This window comes from Micromonospora sp. NPDC002575, assembly GCF_042889525.1.
Lineage (GTDB): Bacteria > Actinomycetota > Actinomycetes > Mycobacteriales > Micromonosporaceae > Micromonospora > Micromonospora carbonacea.
In genome coordinates this window covers 90,923-107,220 of sequence record NZ_JBIARA010000015.1, presented here as the reverse complement: position 1 = coordinate 107,220, position 16,298 = coordinate 90,923, and the positions used below count along the sequence as shown (strand labels likewise).

Here is a 16,298-nt window from a genome sequence, read left to right as displayed (position 1 = left end):
CGAACTTGCCGCGAAAAAGCCCCGGAAAAAGTGACCGTCCAGGGATCACGTGACGGTCGCCGACGGAGTAACGTACGTCACCGGAGAGGCCGCTCCCCCCGTGGCGGCCTCTCCCTTTTTGTCCCCGCACCGGGTTCCGTCCCGGGTTCCGGCGCGGGGCCGGGCCCGGCCACCGGGTGCCGCAACCCCGGATGACCGGCCGGCAGCGACCGGCGGATCACCAGCCAGCTCACCGCCAGCGCGGACGCCACCAGCGGCCAGGTCAGCGCCACCCGCGCCACGACCAGCGCCACCACCTGCCCGCCGAGGTAGAGCGGCACGAACACCGCCACCCGCAGCGCGTACGTCGCCGCCCACACCCAACTGCCCCGCCCGTACGCCCGCAACAGCGCCGGGTCGCGCCGCCACCGGCCCCCCTGCCGCACCGCCACTCCCACGAGCACGCCCAGCAGCGGCCAGCGGATCACGATGCTCACCACCCAGGCGAGCGCGCTGGCCACGTTCGACAGCACCTGGACGAGGAAGAAGTCGGTGGCCCGCCCCGTGCGCAGCGCGATCAGCGCGGCCACGCAGACCGCGAGCAGCCCGATCAGCACCGACCGGGGCCGGTCGCCCCGGCGCAGCCGCCACGCCGCCACCGCCGTGCCGGTCAGCACGGCGGCGGCCACCCCGCCGACCAGCGAGTGGCCGGTGACCAGCCAACCGAGCGCGAACGCCACCGGCGGCGCGGTGGCGTCCACCGCCCCGCGTCGCCCGCCGAGCAGGTCGGCGAGGGACTCGGGCCGGTCGGCCGGCGGCGACGGAACGGGGTGCGACGGCCCTCCGGGCCCGGGTGCGGCGGTCACCGGCAACCTCCTGTGCGTCCGTCCCAAACTAACCGCAGGGCCCCGGCGGGCCACCGGGGGACGCCCCGGCGAGTGCCGCTACGGTGTGCGGGTGCGCGCGACGGCGAGGGGTTGGACGGCGGTCTGGTTGGTCGTGCTGGCCCTGGCCCAGACAGCCGCCTTCCTCGTGGTCTGGCGCGCCGCCCTGCACACCGAGCTCGGCCAGTGGCTCGACACGGTCGCGCTCACCGGCAACCGGATCGGCCAGGACCGCATCGCCGAGCCGGTGAACCGGATCCTCAACACGATGTCGGCGCTGTCGCTGCTGGCCGCGACGGCGGTGATCGGCTTCATCGCGCTCATCCGCCGGCGGGTCGCCCTGGCCATCACGGCGACCCTGCTCATCGCCGGGGCGAACGTGTCCACCCAACTGCTCAAGCACTTCCTGGACCGGCCCGACGTCGGCATCGACCCCGAGCGGGCCGCCGCCGGCAACAGCCTGCCCAGCGGGCACACCACCGTGGCCGCGTCGGTGGCCCTCGCGCTGATCCTGGTCCTCCCGCCCACGGTCCGGGTGCTCGGCGCGTACCTCGGCACCGCGTACGCGGCCGTGGCCGGCGTGGCGACGCTCTCCGCCGGCTGGCACCGGCCCAGCGACGCCGTCGCGGCGTTCCTCGTCGTCGGCGTCTGGGCGGCGCTGGCCGGGCTGCTGCTCCTGGTCACCCAGCGGGAACAGGCCCAGGTGGAGCCCGCCGACGCGCACCGGATCGCCGCCGTCGTGCTCGGCCTGGGCGGCGCGATCGCCGTGGTGGCCTCGGCGTTGGCCCTGTCCTGGCTGGTCGACCTGCCCCAGCTCGACCCGGACGAGATGGGCCGGCGGTCGCTGTTCGTCGGCTACGCCGGCAGCGCCGCCGGCATCGCCGGGACGATGGCCGTGGTGGCGGCGCTGGTGCTCGCCGTCGTGCACCGCCTGGTGCCCCGCGTGAAGGGCTGACGGCACACCCGCGCCGGCCTCCTCGCCCCGCTCGCCTCGCGCCGGCCGTCCCGCTCGCCTCGCGCCGCCTCAGCAGCCTCGCGTCGGTCGGTCAGCGGCGGTAGGTGCCGACCGTGGTGCCGCTGGCCAGCTCCCGGTCGCCCACCGCCCGGTGCACGTCCTCCGCGGAGGGCTCCGCGGGCAGCTCCAGCGGGCGGTCCAGCGCGTACAGGTGGAAGAAGTACCGGTGCGGGTCGTCGCCGCGCGGCGGGTTCGGGCCGCTCCAGCCGGTCCCGCCGGCCCCGTTGCGCCACTGCCGGCCGCCGTCGGGCACCGCGCCCTCGGCCACCCCGCCGGAGCCCGGCGCGATGCCGGTGACCAGCCAGTGCAGGAACGGCTCACGCCCGGCGTCGGGGTCCTCGACGAGCAGCACCAGCTCCCGCGCCGAGTCGGGCACGTCCGCCCACTGCAACGGCGGCGAGACGTTCCCACCCTCGTGGGCGAAACGCCCCGGCAACAGGTCGTGGTCGGTGAACGCGGTGCTGCGCAGCATGATGCCGGCCATCTGCGGCCCCCTCTCCTCGTCCGTGCGGCGGGTACCCGGCGGGGCACGGGCGAAACGATCCGTGAGAGGGTGCGGAAGGTCGACGGCGGGGGAGGGAACCGGTGCGGACGGTCCACGACGCGGCGCGGGCGGCGTTCCGCGACGAGTGCACGGCGCTGGGCGACGTCCTGCGCGGGCTCACCCCCGCCGACCTCGGTCGGCCCACCGGCTGCCCGCCCTGGGCGGTGGGCGACCTGATCGCCCACGTGCACACCGGCGCCGGCCGGCTCGCCGGCATGCTCGCCGCCCCGGCCCCGCCCCGCGCCGAGGTGGACGCCGCCGGCTACTTCGGCGCGGCCAAGTTCACCCCGCAGGTCGACCGGGACCGGGTCGACAGCGCCCGCCGACAGGCCCGCGGGACGACCGACCCGGCCGGCATCGCCGCCGCATTCGACCGGGACTGGCGCGCGGCCGACGCGGCGGTGGCCCGCGAGCCCGTCGACCGGGTGGTCCGCACCCGGCACGGCGACCCGATGGCCCTGACCGAGTTCCTGGTGACCCGGGTGGTCGAGGTCGGCGTGCACGGCCTGGACCTGGCCGCCGCCCTCGGCCGCGAACCGTGGCTGACCCCGGCCGCGGCCGAGGTCGTCACGGCGCTGCTGACCGGCGGCCGGGCCGTGCCGCCCGACCTGGGCTGGGACCGGTTGACGACGGTCCGCAAGGCCACCGGCCGGGACCCGCTGAGCGACCGGGAGAGGGCCGCGATCGAGGCCGCCGGGGTGCGCCTGCTGGCCTTCGGCGGCTGACCTCCGCCGCGGGCCTGCCGATCGGCCGGCAACCCGGTCCCGCCGGGAGTCAGAACGGCGGCGCCGGCTGCTCCGGCGGGCGGCCCCAGGCCCGCCGGGCGTCGGCCACCGCCACCGCCAGCAGCGCCACGGCCACCGCGCCCGCCGAGACCAGCGTCGCCAGGTGCAGCAGGATCGGCACGGCCGCCAGCAGCGCCAGCGCCGCGATCCACCGCGACGGCGACACCCGGCCGAAGACCTCGTACTCGAAGCGGGCCCGGCCGGCCAGGAAGATCACCGGACCACCCACCACCATGGCGATCCAGGCCGCCGCCGGATGACCCAGCGGGCGGTCGATGGTCAGCTCGTAGCCGAGCGCGGTGGCGGTCAGGCCGATCACCATCACCAGGTGGGTGTCGGCGGCGGACCGGCCGATGAGCGCCGGCCGGGTCGCCTTCGCCACCGCCGCGGGCAGGATCTGCCCGGCCCGCTGGAAGTAGATCCGCCACACCAGCACCGAGATCACGATGGTCGTGCCGAAGGCGGCCGTGCGCGCCAGCCCGGAAGGGTCACCGCTGTACGCGAGCCCGGCCACCAGGACCGTCTCGCCCAACGCGACCAGGAAGAGCTGCTGGTAGCGCTCGGCGAGATGCTCACCGATCACCTGCCACCGGTTGACCACGGAACGACCGAGCCCCGGCACCGGCCAGCCGAACCGGGAAGCGAGGTACTCGCCGGCCAGCGCCGCCGCCCACAGCACGACCCGGGGATTCGTGGGCAGGAACGCGCCGGCCAACCAGAGCACCCCGAGGAACAGATAGGTGATCAACATGCGCAGCTTGAGCTGCCGGTACTCGTGGTGGCCCAGCACCAGCAGCAGCACCAGCGGCCGGAACACCTGCGCCACCACGTACGCGGCGGCGAACGCCAACCCGCCCACCGTGAACGCGCGGGGGATCGCCACCCCCATCACCATGCTCGCCACCAGCGCGGTGACCACCACCGCCTGCAACCCGAAGTGGTACGGGTCGTACCGGCTGGTGGCCCACGCGGTGCCCTGCCACACCGACCAGAGCGCCAGCAGGAGCAGCAGGGTCTTCCCGGTGCCGGTGAACGGCGACCAGCCGCTCGTGCCGCCCACCTCCACCGCGAGGTCCTCGAACGCCCGGGCCGAGACCCGGGTGAGCGCGAAGACGTACACCAGGTCGAAGAACAGCTCCAGGAACGTGGCCCGGGTGGTTCCCCCGCTCGCCGGCTCCAGCCTGCTCACCCAGCCCGCCGGGGGCGCGCGCCGCCACCACCGGCCGGGCCGGTCCGCCCCGGCGGCCATGCTCAGCGGGTCCCGCCGTCGTTGCGCTCCACCTGGCAGTCGTAGCACCCCGGCCCGCCGCCCAGGCCCGGTTCCCCGGATCCGCAGATCCGCCGCCCTTGCCGCGACCCCGGGCAGCGGGCAGGATCGACCGGTGACGAACCGATGGGGCATGACCGTGCCGCTGGGTGGCCTCCCGCTGGCCGACCACGCCACCGCCTACGCGGCCCTGCACCGGGCCGGCTTCACCGACGTGTGGTCGTCGGAGGTCAACGGCGCCGACGCGTTCACCCCGCTGGCGCTGGCCGCCGCCTGGCAGCCGGGGCTGCGCCTCGGCACCGCCATCGCCCCCGCCTTCACCCGGGGCCCCGGGCTGCTCGCGATGAGCGCCGCCGCGCTGGCCGAGGCCGCCCCCGGCCGGTTCGCGCTCGGCATCGGAGCGTCCTCGCCCGTCGTGGTGGGCGACTGGAACGCCGTCGCCTTCGACGAGCCGTTCAAGCGCACCCGGGACGTGCTGCGCTTCCTGCGCGCCGCCCTGGCCGGGCAGACCGTCGACGGCGCGTACGACACCTTCGCGGTGCGCCGGTTCGCCCTGGAACGGCCGCCGGCCGTGCCGCCGCCGCTGCTGCTGGCCGCCCTGCGCCCGGGCATGCTGCGGCTCGCCGCCGCCGAGGCCGACGGGGTGATCCTCAACTGGCTGGCCGCCGACGACGTGCCCACCGCCGTCGCCGAGCTGGGCCGGCGGCCCGCCGGGTTCGAGGTGATCGCCCGCATCTTCGTCTGCCCCACCACAGACTCCGGCCACGCCCGCGCCCTCGGCCGTCGGCTGATCACCACCTACCTGACGGTGCCCGCGTACGCGGCGTTCCACCGCTGGCTGGGCCGGGCGGAGATCCTCGACCCGGTGTGGCGGGCCTGGGCGGCCGGAGACCGGCGGGGCGCCGCAGCCGCCGTGCCCGACGAGGTCGTCGACGCGCTCGTGCTGCACGGCTCACCCGAGCAGTGCCGCGACCAGGTGCGCCGCTACGCCGACGCCGGAGTGGACGTACCGGTGCTGGCCCTGCTGCCCACTCCCGAGCTGGCCGCCGGCGGCCCGGCGGCCCTGACCGACCTCATCGCCCGGCTCGGGCCGGTCGGGGGCGGGGATCCGGCGTGAACCTCACCGGCCGGGTGGCCGTGATCACCGGCGGCGCCGGCGGCATCGGCGCGGCCCTCGCGCACCGGTTCGCCGCCGAGGGCGCGGCGGCCGTCGTGGTGGCCGACCTCGACGCCGACGCCGCCCGCGCCGTCGCCGCAGCCGTCGGCCCGGTGGCCCACGCCGCCGGCCTCGACGTCACCGCAGAGGACCAGGTCCGCGCGCTGGTGGCCGACACCGAGCGGCGGTACGGCCACATCGACCTGTTCTGCGCCAACGCCGGCGTCGCCACGGCGGCGGGGCTGGACGCCCCCGAGGCCGACTGGGACCGGGCCTGGCGGGTCAACGTGCTCGCCCACGTCCACTCCACGCGGGCCGTGCTGCCCGGGATGCTGGCCCGGGGCCAGGGCTACCTGCTGCACACCTGCTCGGCGGCCGGGCTGCTCACCGCCGTCGGCGACGCCCCGTACACCGCGACCAAGCACGCGGCGGTGGGCCTGGCCGAGTGGCTCGCCGTCACCTACCGGGACCAGGGCATCCGGGTCAGCGCGCTGTGCCCACAGGGGGTGGACACGCCGATGCTCGCCGAGGGGCTGGCCACCGGGCACCTCGGGGCGCGGGTGATCGCCGCCTCCGGCGCGGTGCTGCACCCCGATAGGGTGGCCGACGCGGTGATCGCCGGCCTGGCCGAGGAGCGCTTCCTCATCCTGCCCCACCCCGAGGTCGCCCAGCACGCCCGTCGCCGCGCCGAGGACCCGGACGGCTGGCAGGCCGGCCTCCGCAAACTGGTCCGCCGCCTCCGCGCCTGACCCCGCGCCTGACCCTCGGCGCCGCCGCGTGCCCCCCGCCGTCCCGCCCGCCCCGGTGATCAAGAGGTTTGCGTCAGGCGTCGCCGCGCCGGTGACGCAAAGCTCTTGATCACCGAAGCGGGGGGTGGGGGTGGGCGGGGTGGGTGGGTGGGTCAGGGGCGCCAGCGGAGGGGGCCCGGGTGGACCGACCAGAGCAGCCGGCGCCACCAGGGGCGGGCGGCGCGCAGGGCGGCGACGTACTCGCCGGCAAGGGACGCGGCCCGGTCCGCCTGCTCGTCGGCGACCGCGCCCGGCGCGAAGGCGAGCTGGTTGAGCAGCCCGGCCAGCTCCGCCAGGCCCGGCGGCACCTCCCGGGAATCCGCCGGGGCGGACCGGGCGTCGCGGGAGCCCCCGATGTCGGTCCGGGTGGCGCGGGCGTCGGCCAGGGCGGCGCGGGCCCGCTCCGCGACCTCCGTGGCGGCGAGGTCCCCGCCCACCGGCCGGCCCGCCAGCCGCAGCGCGTCGGTCACCTCCCGCCAGGCGCCGGCGATGCGCCGGCCGGGGTCGCCCCTGGACAGCCGGGCCCGCGACCGCGCCCGACGCAGCCCGGCCAGCGCCACCAGCACCGCCCCCACCACCAGCAGCAGGCCGCCCGCGCCGCCACCGACCAGCACCGGCGTCGCCAGCCCGCCCGACTCCGCCGGCCGCACCGGCCCCGCCTGCGGCGGCGGCGCCTCCGTCGGCTCCACGGTCGGCTCCGGCACCTCCGACGGCGGCGGGTCCTCCGGCGCCGGACGGAAGTCCTCCTCCACCGGGCGCGGCTCGTCGTCTGGGCGGGGCAGCGGGTCGAACGCCACCCACCCGAGCCCGGAGAAGAGCACCTCCGGCCAGGCGAACGCGTCGGCCGCCCGCACCGGCCCGTCGCCGCGGGAGGAGAAGCCCACCACCACCCGGGTCGGCAGCCCCGACAGCCGGCCCAGCACCGCGAACGCCGCCGCGAACTGCTCCGACGTGCCGCGCTGCCCGCCCCCGTTGCGCGGACCGAAGAGGAAGAAGTTCAGATTCGGGTACGCGTGCCCGCTCGGCGCGTCCGCCACCACCCGGTAGTGCTCGGCGAGGAACTGCTCGATCGACGCCGCCCGCGCGTACGGGGCCCCGTTGTCCTCGGCGAGCTGGGCGGCGAGCCGACGCACCGGGTCGGGCACCCCGTCGGCCACCCGCAGCACCCGGGCCACCTCCTCCCCGGCCGGCACGTCCGCCGTGGCGAGCAGGTTGTTGTCGGGCCGTTCCACCGCCGAGGTGACCGTGTACCGCAGCCCCGGCGTCAGCCCCTCCGGCCGGATCAGCGTCCCCGTCAACGGGTCGTACGCCACCCGGGCCCCGCCGACCTCACGCGGGGTGGCCACGGCCGGCAGCAGCCGGCCGCTCAGGTCCGCCACGGTGATCTCCTGCCGGACCGTCTCCACCGTCGCCCCCGGCGCGGGCTGCGCCGCCGGCAGGATCCGGCCGGCGTTGCGGTACGTCGCACCGACCCGCCAGGTCACCCCGTCGTAGTCGCTGAGCACCGCCAGCCGGATCCGCACCGACCGGCCCCCCGCGGTCTCCCCGGCGTCACCCGGCGGGCCGGCGGGGGAGCGGGCCGGCTCCGGGGCCCCCGCCGGACCGGCGGCCCCGGCCGGGGCATCGGGGCGCTCGGTGGCCACGTCCAGCAGCTTCTGCTGCGGGTTCAGCGCCCAGCCGGAGATCCGGATCAGCGGGTTCTCGTCCAGCGACTCCACCTGCGGCGGCTCCACGTACCGGCGCGGGTCGACCGGACGCCCGTCGACCCGGCCCGCCACCACCGGCCCGACCACGGCCGCCAGCCCCACCACCACGACGAGGCCCGCGGCGGCGGTGGCGGCGAGGCGCACCCGAACGGCCGCCCGCACCCCCGGAGCCAGCCCGGCCGTCGGGTCCGGGGCGGACGGTCCCGTCCGCCCCGACGGCACCGCCAGCCCCAGCGCGGCGACCGCCGCGAACGCCACCGTGGGCCACACCGCCGGATCAGCGTTTGGCCCCACCACGTACACCGCGCCGGCGTAGAGCAGCGCCGGCGGGAGGTAGCCCAGCAGCACCCGGCCGGCCCGCAGCGCCACCTCCGCCCCGGCCAGCCCGGCCAGCCACGCCGCGACCAGCGGCACCAGCACCGTGTCCGGCGTCGGCTCGACCGGGATCATCGCGGTCAGCAGCCGGGGGATGCCGTTGCGGGCCGCGTCCGCCGCCACCTCGACCAGCGAGCCCGGCAACCCCGCCGCGTCGGCCGACACCCGCAGCGACCACGCCGTGAAACCGGCCAGACCGGCCACCGACAGCGGGGCGACCAGCCACGACGGCAGCCGCCGCGCCGCCACGCTGACCAGCACCGAACCGACCGCCGCGCCGACCACCAGCCGGGTCAGCAGTCCACCCGCGTACACCCGGCCGAGCACCACCCCGGTCAGCGTGACCATCGCGACCAGCGCGAGCGGCAGCGGCGCGGCCCGCAGCGCCCGTAACACCCTCACCACCGGCGGACCCCGTCCCACTCGGCCGCGAACGCCGCCCCGTCGGCGGCGTCCACGACCACCATCCCCGTCGCGCCGGCCGGCGTCGGCTCCGCCGCCCCGAACACCCCCACCACCACCGACGGGTACGCCCCGCGCAGCGCGCCGAGGTGCCCCAGCTCGCCCCGGCCACCCGGCCCGGTGAGGAAGACCAACGTGTCGCCGAGCCGGTCCCGGCGCAGCCGGGTCGCCGCCGCGCGCAACGCCGCCGTGGCGTCCCCGGCGTCCAGCCGGGCGGCGGCGAGCCGGTCCAGCGGCCCGATCCCCGCGCCGGCGGCCTCCCCGGCCGGCCCCGCCGGCGCGGCCAGCAGCCCCTCCTGCGCGACCAACAGCCCTTCTGGCGCGACCAGCAGCAACGACACCGGCAGGTCGGCGCGCAGCGCCGCCGCGACCACCGACGCCGCCGCCTCGCACGCCGACTCGAACGACTCCGGCTCCCGGCCCGGATGGGCGGTCGCCCGGTTGTCCAGCAGCACCACGATCCGGGGCAGGCTGGTGTCGACGTTCTCCCGCACCATCAGCTCGCCCACCCGCGCGCTCGTGCGCCAGTGCACCCGGCGCAGCTCGTCACCCACCACGTACTCCCGCAGCGAGTCGAAGGTGATCGAACCCTGCGGCACCCCGTCCACCCGGCCGTCGAGGCTGCGCCCCGCCCCCGTCGGCACCGCCGTCAGCGGGTGGATCCGCGGATGCACCCACACCGGCACCGCCGCCGAGTACGACCGCGCCAACGCCACGAGCCCCAACGGGTCACGCCGGGTCACCCGCAGCGGGCCGACCGGCACCACCCCCCGGCGCTCCGTCGGCACGTCGTAGTCGACAGTCGTGTCCCGCCCCGGCCGCAACCGCAGCACCGGCACCGGCACCGTCCGGTCGCCGCAGCGGTCCTCCGCGAGCAGGTTCGCCGCCCGCAACCGCCCCGCGTTGCGCACCGTCAGCACCATCCGCGCCGGCTCGCCCCGCGACACCCGGTCCGGGTCGGCGCGCCGGGTCACCTGCAGCCGGGGCCGCCACAGCGCCACCAGCAGCGCATAGCCCACCGCCCCGGCCGCCGCCACGCCCAGCAGCGTCAACTCCGGATAGGCGAACCGGAAACCGGCGCCGAGCAGCACCACCGCGGCCACGAGCAGCCCGGCGCCCCGGGCGGTGATCCCCACGCCCCGCAGCCGCCTCAGCCCTGCGCCAGAGACGAAGCCGGGGCCGGGGCGACCTGGCCCGACGGCAGCGGCACCGGCACCGAGGCGACCGCCTGGCGCAGCACCTCGGCGGCGCTCACCCCGCGCACCTGCGCGTCGGAGGTCAGCAGCAGCCGGTGCGCGAACACCGGCTCGGCGAGGGCCTTCAGGTCCTCCGGCATGATCCAGCCCCGCCCGTCGATCAACGCGTACGCGCACGCCGCCCTGGTCAACGCGATCACGCCCCGGGGACTCACCCCCACCCGCACCTGCGGGTGACCGCGCGTCGCGGCGGCCAGCCGGACCGCGTACGCGTACAACGGCTCGGCGATGTGCACCCGCTGGGCCATCCGCACCATCTCACCGACCGTGTCGGTGTCCGTGATCGCGGGCAGCGCCTCGGGGGAGCGGACGGTCGCCCCGCGCAGCACCTCCACCTCGACCGCCTCGTCGGGATACCCGACGGACAGCTTCACCAGGAACCGGTCGAGCTGCGCCTCCGGCAGCCGGTAGGTGCCGTCCATCTCCACCGGGTTCTGCGTGGCCACCACCAGGAACGGCTGCGGCACCGGGTGCCGCACCCCGTCCACCGTGACCGTGCGCTCCTCCATCACCTCCAGCAGCGCCGACTGGGTCTTCGGCGACGCCCGGTTGATCTCGTCGGCGATGACGATGTTGGCGAACACCGGCCCCGGGTGGAACTCGAAACCCCGGGTGGCCTGGTTGAAGATGGTCACCCCCGACACGTCGGAGGGCAGCAGGTCCGGGGTGAACTGGATGCGCCGCCACCGCCCCTTCACCGTCGCGGCGATCGCCCGCGCGAGGGTGGTCTTGCCGACCCCCGGCACGTCCTCCAGCAGCACGTGCCCCTGCGCGAACAGCGCCGTCAACGCCAGCCGGACCACCTGCGGCTTGCCCAGCACCACCGAGTTGACGTTCTCCGCCAGCCGGGCGGCGAGGGCGGCGAAGCCCTGCACCTCCGGCTGGGTGAGCGGTTCGTGCGTGTTCACGGCGGTGCTCCTTGCCTGGTGGCGCGGTCAGCAGGTCGGCAGGACGTTGATGTTGTCGCCGCCTTCGAGGTTGAGCCAGGCCCACGGGATGTAGTTCTTCCCCTCGAACTCGACCCGCACCCACCAGCTGCTCTGTTTCTGGTCGTTGTAGATCCACGAGTCGACGTTCTCGCCCTGCCGCTTGCAGTACGCCTTCAGCCGGTTGCCCGGTCGGGCCCAGCCAACCTGCTTGTCGTTGTCCTGCTGGGGAACAGAGAAGATCTCGTTGCCGTTGCGGCCGGCCACGTCCTTGTCGCAGTACGTCCGCTGGTCGCCGTCGGGGCCGTTGTTGCACGTCGCGATCCCGTACAGCGGGTCGGTGCTCTGCGCCCGCTTCGCCGTTCCCTCACCGGCGGCGTTGCTCGCCGTCACCGTCGCCGTGTACGCCGTGCCCGGCGTCAGCCCCGACACGGTCGCGCTGGCGCAGTTGCGGGCGGTGACCGGCTTCTCGCCCGGCACGCTGACCGTGCAGGTGGCCTGCCCGCCGCCGGCGTCCACCGTGAAGGTGACCGTGACCGCCGTCGCCGTCGCCGACGAACCGGTGACCGTGACCCGGGGCGGCGCCACCGTGCGGGCGGTGCCCGTCGCCGCCGCCCCCGGACCCGCCTCGTTGACCGCCTTCACCGTCACCGTGACGCTCTGCCCGTCGCCCAGGCCGTCCACGGTGGCCCGGGTGTCGGTCACCTCGCTGCTGCGGCCACCCGCGTCCACCAGGTACTTCGTCACCGGTCGGCCGTTGGCCGCAGCCGGCGACCACTGCACCGCCACGGTGCCCGGCCGGTTCGCCACCGTCGTCGCCCGCAGGTCGACCGGCGCGCCGGGCGCGGCGAACGGCACCACGCTGTTGCTCACCGGGGAGGCCGCCGACCCGGCACCCTTGTCGTTGACCGACACGACCGTGAACGCGTACTGCGTGCCGTACTCCAGCTCGCCGGCCGGCACCACCAGCTCCGTCTTCGACGACTCGCCGGCCGGCGCGTTGGCGCCCGCCGAGGTCGCCGTCACCGCGTACTTCGCGATGGTGTTGCCCTGGCCGTTCGCGGCCGGCCACTTCACCAGGACCGTCCCGTCGGGCCGGGCCTCGGCCGTCACGCCCGACGGCGGGTCCGGCACCGCCGCCGTCGGCGTCACCGGGTTGCTGGACCGCGCCGGGCCGTCGCCCTTGGCGTTGACCGCGTGCACCGAGAACCGGTACGTCTCGCCGTTGGTCAGCCCTGTAACCTCCACCGACCGCTGGTTGGCCCCCACCTCGCGGCGCGCGCCGGCACCCTCCACCACGTACCGGATGATCGCCGCGCCGTTCGCAGCCGCCGGCCGCCAGCTCACCCGGGCCCGCGCGTTACCGGCCGACGCGGTGACGCTGCGCGGCGCGCTCGGCTTGCCCACCTTCGGCTTCTTCGGCGGGGGCGGCGGGGGCACCGGCGGCGGGTCGCCGCCGAGCACGTCGTTGGCGTACTTGTTGACCTCGCGCACCTGGTGCTTGTCGTCGACCACCCGGGCGGTCGACGAGTCGGGCGCGTTGATGAACAGCCGGTTCTCCCGCACCTCCAGCTCCAGCGGGCCGGTGGAGCCCCTGCCGCCGATCGTGTCGACGAGCTGGCCGGAGGCGTCGAAGGAGTAGACGGTGCCCGTCGACTCGTCGGCGCAGTAGAAGCGGTCCGCCCACGCCACGGCCGGGCTGAGCCTGTCGCCCCGGCCCGGCACGGTGAACTGCCGCTCCTCGCCGCCCGCGCCGATCACGTGCACCTTCCGCTCGCCGGCGACCGTCACCGGCACCTTCGGCCCGCTCGTCCGCGCCGGCAGCGCCCCCGGCCCGGCGATCGTCAGCGGGGTGCGGGCCACCTCGCCGCGCTGCACCCGCACCAGCGCCCCGGCCGTGCGGTCGAGCACCGCCACACCATCGTCCAGCGTGGAGACCACCAGCTCGTGGCTGGGCTCGGCGACGTCGTACGTCTCGATCCTCTTCGGCGAGATGCCGCCGCCCGGCGGCGCGGCCGAACCCGGCTCGGACGGCAGCTCCGCCGCCGTGACCGCCGAGACGGTGCCCTCGGCCGGCACGGCGACCCACAGCCGGCCCTCGCCGTCGAACGCGCCGCCGGTGATGCCCGGCGGGTAGCGCACCGGCTCGCCCACCGGGGCCAGGGAACGCGGGTCGAGCTGCCGGACGATGCCCTGCACGGCGTCCACCACGAACGCGGCGTCCTCGTGCAGCGCCACGTTGACGCCCAGCCCGGGGGTGGTGCGGGTGGTGGCGGTGATCTGGAGGGTGGCCAGGTCCAGCGAGCTGACCTGCCCGGTGTTCAGGTCGCGCAGGACCAGCAGCCGGTCGGTCTGGACGACCTGCACCGGGTGCCGCCGGGAGTCGGGCACCTCCACCCGCGTGTCCACCCGCGCCGTCACGCCGTTGACCCGCGCCAGCTCGCTGCGCGCCGCGCTCCACAGCCAACTGCTGGCGTCGTAGTTGGCCACCGCGTTGTCGGCGGCGCCCAACCCGAGGACGGTGAGGCCCATCGCGGCCAGCAGCGCGGACACCGTGCCGACGGTGACGAGGCCACCGCGCCAGCGCCGGCGGGAGGCGCCCGGTTCCGTGCTCACGGCGTCGTCGATGGTGGCCACAAGCGGCTGCCTCCCCGTGTCGTCGTGGCAGGTGAGCGCCGTCCACCGGCGACCCTCCCGTGAGCCGGGTGCCATCATATGGCCACCCTGAGACAGGGGAAACCCGCACCGTCGGCCCGTGCGCACCCAGCGTGCATGCCGAGTGGACGGTCGTTCAGCGCGGCGTCGCGGTCCGCTCCCGCTGCGTGCACACCTGCCCGGACGTGGCGAACGCGTCGGTCGAGTACACGGCGAGCACCGTGAAGCAGTAGTCCACCCGGGCGTTCAGCCCGTTCACCGTGTAGCTGGTCTGCCCCGGGTCCACCGTGGCCATCACCCCCAGCTTCTGCCCGGCCCGGCCGCCGGCCACCATGAACGGCACCGCGCCGGCCGACGGGTCCGTCCAGGTCAGGGTGATCGTGCTGCTGTCGTCGCGCAGCTCCAGGTCACCCGGTGGCGGCCCGCCCACCGTCGGCCCGGCCGCCGCCGGCGGCGGCGTGGCCTGCGGGGGCGCCGGCGCGTCGCGGCCGAGCACCAGCACCGCGACGCCGACCATGACCGCGAGCACGACCAGGGCCACCACCACGGCCACGACGACCATCACCCGGCCGCGCCCGGCCCGCTCCTCCTGGGGGTACGTCGTCTGCCACGCCTCGCGCGGGGACGGGTAACCGTCGTCGGCTCCCCCGTCACCCCGCTCGGGCCACGCCGGCCCGTCCCCGTGGCCCCGGCCGATCGGCTCCGGATGGTCCTGAACCATCCGTGGCTGTGGCTGTGGCTGTGGCGACGCCAGCGGTGGCGGTGGCGGTGGCGCGGCGGGCTGCGTCGCGACGGCGTCCGGTCCGGGCCTCGCCGGGGCCGCGCGATGCCCGGGAACGGGCCCGAGGGACGGCAGGCCCGTGCCCTCGGCCGGCGGGTGGCCGGCCCCGTCCGGGCCCAGGGCGGTGGGCTCCCCGCCGACCGGCTCAGCCGGCGGCTGCGGCGAAGCGGGCCTGCCCCAGGGCGGTGCGGTCATCCCCCACGGCGGCACGGGCGACCCGCTGACCGGGGTGCCGCTGACGGGTACGCCGCTGACCGGGCTCCCACTGACTGGGCTCCCGCTGACTGGGCTCCCGCTGACGGGTCGACCGCCGGCCTGCGGGTCGCTCGCCGGTGGGGCGTCGGCGGCCCCGTCGCGCACCGGAGCGCCGATCGGGGAAGCGCCCACGGGAGGACCCGCCCCGATCGCCGGCGCCGGGGAGGGGCCGCCGCTCGGCTCGGTCGCCGCCCGGGCGGCCTCCTGCCGGATCGCCTCCTCCCGCAGCAGGGGATCGATCTGCCGTACCTGAATGGTCGGCTTGTCCCAACCGTGTGCCGGCCCGGGCGGCGGCGACGGCTGCGGCCCCGCCTCGGCGGGCACGCGCGGTGCCGGCGGGGCCGCTGCGGCGCTCGGTGGGGCCGGGACCGCCGGCATCGGAGCCTGCGGCGCGGGCGCCGGGCGACCGCCCTCGGCCGGTTGCGGCGCCCACGCCGAGTCCGTGGCGGCCGGCGCGGAACCGCCGGCCGACGTAGCCTCCGGTTGCGCCCGTCGCGGCGCGACCGCCCCGCCGTGCGCGACCGCCCCGCCGTGCGCGACCGCCCCGCCGTGCGCGGCTGGCGCCGGCGGGTGCGGCACCGGCCCGCCCTGCCCCGCCGATCCCGGCCGTGAGGGAGCCGGGATCCGTGGTGCCGGCGGAGCCGCCTGGGGAGCCCACGGCGAGACCGGCGGCTGCGGCGGAGCGTCGCTGCCGGGAGAGGGCTGGGCCGCAGCCGCCGGGGGCCCGGCCGCCGGCGGCACCGACGGTACGCCCGGCACCGCCGCCGGTTGCGGCGGCCCCGACACGTGCCGGGCGGTGACCGGCGCGGTGGACTCCGGCGACCGGGACGGCGTCGGGATCCGGGGCGGAGGCGGCGGCTGTTGTGGCGGTTGCCGCGGCGGGCCGGACACCGGCAGCGGTGGCGGGAGCGGCCGAGTGCCCGCCCCCGTGCCCCCGAGGTAGTGCCGCGCCGCCTGCACCGCCGGGTGGTCCGCGCCGAGCACGGCCGGACCGGCGTCGGCCACCCGCGAGTAGTGGCGACGGGCCTCGTGTCGGTTGCCCAACTCCTCGGCCACCGAGGCGAGGTCGAAGGAGAACGCGAGCATCAGCGGGTCCGCGGGATGCCACCGGCGCTCGCCGGCCGCGAGGGCCTCCTCCAGCACGCGCCGCGCGGCGGCCGGGTCGTCGGCCTCCCGGTGCAACCGGGCCAGCAGGTGGGCGGTGCCCAGGACCTCCGGATGGTCCTCGCCGAAGCTGGCTCTCAGCGGGTCGATCGCGTCGGCCAACAGCCGGCACGCACCCGCGACGTCGCCGGCGGCGCGCAGGGCGAGCGCCCGGTGCTGGAGTGCGGCCAGGGGAGAGGGCTGTGACACGTCAGCCATGCTGCCCGGAGAGGGCGTCCCGACGCCACCCGCCGTGTCGGCCATGATCGTTCCAAGGCGCCTCACGGTCGGCCATCGCCGCCGCTGAGCTGGGCGGCCACC

At 76.9% G+C, this 16,298-nt stretch carries 12 protein-coding genes; 4 read left to right on the top strand and 8 right to left on the bottom strand.

The features are described from left to right. Nucleotides 1-77 precede the first annotated feature (77 nt). Nucleotides 78-845 (bottom strand): DUF3159 domain-containing protein, encoded by a 768-nt coding sequence (locus ACFYWL_RS21995; protein WP_386975497.1) that lies wholly within the window; start codon nucleotides 843-845, stop codon nucleotides 78-80. Nucleotides 846-930: 85 nt separating this feature from the next. On the opposite strand from ACFYWL_RS21995, the gene ACFYWL_RS21990 reads away from it, so the two are divergent. Next, nucleotides 931-1,818 (top strand): phosphatase PAP2 family protein, encoded by an 888-nt coding sequence (locus ACFYWL_RS21990; RefSeq protein ID WP_386975495.1) that lies wholly within the window; start codon nucleotides 931-933, stop codon nucleotides 1,816-1,818. A gap of 91 nt (nucleotides 1,819-1,909) precedes the next feature. On the opposite strand, the gene ACFYWL_RS21985 is transcribed toward ACFYWL_RS21990, so the two are convergent. Beyond that, nucleotides 1,910-2,362 carry a YbhB/YbcL family Raf kinase inhibitor-like protein gene (locus ACFYWL_RS21985; RefSeq protein ID WP_386975493.1) on the bottom strand — a complete coding sequence of 151 codons (453 nt, stop codon included), beginning with the start codon at nucleotides 2,360-2,362 and terminating at the stop codon, nucleotides 1,910-1,912. A gap of 101 nt (nucleotides 2,363-2,463) precedes the next feature. Between ACFYWL_RS21985 and ACFYWL_RS21980 the strand changes: the two genes are divergently transcribed. Beyond that, on the top strand, nucleotides 2,464-3,147 hold the full coding sequence (locus ACFYWL_RS21980; RefSeq protein WP_386975491.1) for a maleylpyruvate isomerase N-terminal domain-containing protein: 684 nt from the start codon (nucleotides 2,464-2,466) through the stop codon (nucleotides 3,145-3,147). 49 nt (nucleotides 3,148-3,196) lie between these two features. On the opposite strand, the gene ACFYWL_RS21975 is transcribed toward ACFYWL_RS21980, so the two are convergent. Then, nucleotides 3,197-4,456, bottom strand: a complete 1,260-nt coding sequence (locus ACFYWL_RS21975) for a low temperature requirement protein A (protein ID WP_386975489.1) — start codon at nucleotides 4,454-4,456, stop codon at nucleotides 3,197-3,199. Nucleotides 4,457-4,607: 151 nt separating this feature from the next. Between ACFYWL_RS21975 and ACFYWL_RS21970 the strand changes: the two genes are divergently transcribed. Together ACFYWL_RS21970 and ACFYWL_RS21965 are read left to right on the top strand one after the other, a co-directional pair. Beyond that, entirely contained in the window at nucleotides 4,608-5,591 is a 984-nt protein-coding gene (locus tag ACFYWL_RS21970) for an LLM class F420-dependent oxidoreductase (RefSeq protein WP_386975673.1), read from the top strand. Further along, entirely contained in the window at nucleotides 5,588-6,379 is a 792-nt protein-coding gene (locus ACFYWL_RS21965; RefSeq protein WP_386975487.1) for an SDR family oxidoreductase, read from the top strand. The genes ACFYWL_RS21970 and ACFYWL_RS21965 overlap by 4 nt, the downstream gene beginning before the upstream one ends. Nucleotides 6,380-6,531: 152 nt before the next feature. Here the strand turns inward: ACFYWL_RS21965 and ACFYWL_RS21960 are convergent, their stop codons facing one another. From ACFYWL_RS21960 to ACFYWL_RS21940, 5 genes are all read right to left on the bottom strand, one after another. Continuing rightward, entirely contained in the window at nucleotides 6,532-8,922 is a 2,391-nt protein-coding gene (locus ACFYWL_RS21960) for a transglutaminaseTgpA domain-containing protein (protein WP_386975485.1), read from the bottom strand. Beyond that, the gene (locus tag ACFYWL_RS21955; RefSeq protein WP_386975483.1) at nucleotides 8,898-10,097 is read right to left on the bottom strand and encodes a DUF58 domain-containing protein; all 1,200 of its coding nucleotides are present in this window, start codon (nucleotides 10,095-10,097) and stop codon (nucleotides 8,898-8,900) included. The genes ACFYWL_RS21960 and ACFYWL_RS21955 overlap by 25 nt, the downstream gene beginning before the upstream one ends. Nucleotides 10,098-10,111: 14 nt before the next feature. Then, a complete protein-coding gene (locus ACFYWL_RS21950; RefSeq protein WP_386975481.1) occupies nucleotides 10,112-11,125 on the bottom strand; it encodes an AAA family ATPase in 1,014 nt (337 codons plus the stop codon). A gap of 27 nt (nucleotides 11,126-11,152) precedes the next feature. Continuing rightward, on the bottom strand, nucleotides 11,153-13,780 hold the full coding sequence (locus tag ACFYWL_RS21945; RefSeq protein WP_386975671.1) for a fibronectin type III domain-containing protein: 2,628 nt from the start codon (nucleotides 13,778-13,780) through the stop codon (nucleotides 11,153-11,155). Nucleotides 13,781-13,934: 154 nt separating this feature from the next. Further along, nucleotides 13,935-16,187, bottom strand: coding sequence for a tetratricopeptide repeat protein (locus tag ACFYWL_RS21940; RefSeq protein WP_386975479.1), 2,253 nt, complete (start codon nucleotides 16,185-16,187; stop codon nucleotides 13,935-13,937). Nucleotides 16,188-16,298 lie beyond the last annotated feature (111 nt).